The organism is Streptomyces sp. NPDC055189 (genome assembly GCF_053606765.1).
The window spans coordinates 1-2,226 of record NZ_JBSGSG010000187.1; the positions used below are offsets into that span (position 1 = coordinate 1).

2 protein-coding genes are annotated in these 2,226 nt (G+C 67.4%); one reads left to right on the forward strand and one right to left on the reverse strand.

Annotation, left to right across the window (positions count from 1 at the left end; genetic code table 11):
* Positions 1–57: 57 nt before the first annotated feature.
* Positions 58–525: an RDD family protein gene (locus tag ACWFR3_RS46735; RefSeq protein ID WP_453740808.1), complete on the reverse strand. Its 468-nt coding sequence runs from the start codon at positions 523–525 to the stop codon at positions 58–60.
* Positions 526–743: 218 nt separating this feature from the next.
* On the opposite strand from ACWFR3_RS46735, the gene glnA reads away from it, so the two are divergent.
* The gene (gene glnA, locus ACWFR3_RS46740) at positions 744–2,153 is read left to right on the forward strand and encodes a type I glutamate--ammonia ligase (protein ID WP_361045716.1); all 1,410 of its coding nucleotides are present in this window, start codon (positions 744–746) and stop codon (positions 2,151–2,153) included.
* The last annotated feature ends 73 nt before the right edge of the window (positions 2,154–2,226 follow it).

The following is a 2,226-nucleotide window of genomic DNA, read 5'->3' on the forward strand; positions in this document are numbered from 1 at the left end:
CCCCGGAACCGATCGGTTCCGGGGCCTTCGCCGTACGGGCGTGGGTTCTCCGCGAGGTCAGATCCGCACCTGGACGGCGCGGGCGAGGCGCTCGTGCAGGCCGCGGCCGTCGCGGTCCCAGATCAGGGCCGGGATGCCCACGCAGAGCAGCACGCTGCGCAGGAGGACCCGGACGATGCCGAGGCGGCCGCCGCCCTCGGCGACGACGCGCAGCCGGAAGAGGGCCTTGCCGGGAGTGCAGCCGACCGTGCCGACCGTCAGGACGGACATGACGAAGAAGATGCCGAGCGCCCAGTTGCCCATCGCCTGCATGTCACCGCGAGCGAACAGGCCGTATGCGATGAGCATGCACAGGGCCCAGTCCACGGCGAGGGCGCCCATGCGCCGTCCGGGCCTCGCGATCGAGCCCGGCCCGTCCTTCGGCAGACCGAGCTGCTCTCCCCGGTATCCGAAGTCGACGCCCGCGTCCTCTGCCGCCGCACGAGGGCCGGACAGCCACGATCCGATTACTTGCCTGTTGTCCACCCGTCCAAGGTACTGCGCCCGTTTTCGTACGAGGACGGTCGGGGTAGGGCGAATGACACCTGGCCCGAACCCGCCGCGGTTAACTTCGGCGAAACAAATGGGTCATGCTTGAGAAATCCCCCGTCCCTATGGTCGGGTCCCAGCGTGTGCCACCGCACTGGCCGCACCACGAGCTGCAACCCCGTCCCCGCCTGGGGGTCGGGAGTAGGAGGAGTTGGATGTTCCAGAACGCCGACGACGCAAAGAAGTTCATCGCGGACGAGGACGTGAAGTTCGTAGATGTCCGGTTCTGCGACCTGCCCGGAGTGATGCAGCACTTCACGATCCCGGCAGCGGCGTTCGACCCGAACGAGGAGCTGGCGTTCGACGGATCGTCGATCCGCGGCTTCCAGGCCATCCACGAGTCCGACATGGCGCTGCGCGCGGACCTGTCGACCGCCCGGGTCGATCCCTTCCGCCGCGACAAGACCATCAACATCAACTTCTTCATCCACGACCCGATCACGGGCGAGCAGTACAGCCGTGACCCGCGCAACATCGCCAAGAAGGCCGAGGCCTACCTCGCGTCGACCGGCATCGCGGACACCGCGTACTTCGGTCCCGAGGCCGAGTTCTACGTCTTCGACAACGTCCGCTTCCAGACGTCGGCGAACGAGAGCTTCTACCACATCGACTCCGAGGCCGGCGCCTGGAACACCGGTGCGGTCGAGAACAACCGCGGCTACAAGGTCCGCTACAAGGGCGGCTACTTCCCGGCCCCGCCGGTGGACCACTTCGCCGACCTGCGTGCCGAGATCTCCCTGGAGCTGGACAAGAACGGCCTCCAGGTCGAGCGCCAGCACCACGAGGTCGGCACGGCAGGACAGGCGGAGATCAACTACAAGTTCAACACGCTGCTCGCCGCGGCCGACGACCTGATGCTCTTCAAGTACATCGTGAAGAACGTCGCCTGGCGCAACGAGAAGACCGCGACCTTCATGCCGAAGCCGATCTTCGGTGACAACGGCTCGGGCATGCACGTCCACCAGTCGCTGTGGGCCAACGGCGACCCGCTGTTCTACGACGAGCAGGGCTACGCCGGTCTCTCGGACACCGCCCGCTACTACATCGGCGGCATCCTCAAGCACGCCCCCTCGCTGCTCGCCTTCACGAACCCGACGGTGAACTCGTACCACCGCCTGGTCCCGGGCTTCGAGGCCCCCGTCAACATGGTCTACTCGCAGCGCAACCGCTCGGCCGCCATGCGTATCCCGATCACGGGCTCGAACCCGAAGGCCAAGCGCGTCGAGTTCCGCGCGCCGGACCCGTCCTCGAACCCGTACCTGGCGTTCTCGGCGCTCCTGATGGCCGGCCTCGACGGCGTCAAGAACAAGATCGAGCCGCCGGAGCCGATCGACAAGGACCTCTACGAGCTCGCCCCCGAGGAGCACGCGGGCGTCGCCCAGGTCCCGACCTCTCTCCCGGCGGTCCTGGACGCCCTGGAGGCGGACCACGAGTACCTCCTGGCCGGCGGTGTCTTCACCCCCGACCTGATCGAGACGTGGATCGACTACAAGCGCACGAACGAGATCGCCCCGATCCAGCTTCGTCCGCACCCGCACGAGTTCGAGCTGTACTTCGACATCTAGGCCGACTCGGCCGACCGGCCGTCAGGTCTGGCACAGCAGCGAGGGCCGCTGCCTCCCGTGGGAGGCGGCGGCC

Coding starts and splice junctions, on each gene's coding strand:
- glnA (WP_361045716.1), top strand. CDS start 744: ATGTTCCAGAACGCCGACGACGCAAAGAAGTTCATCGCGGACGAGGAC.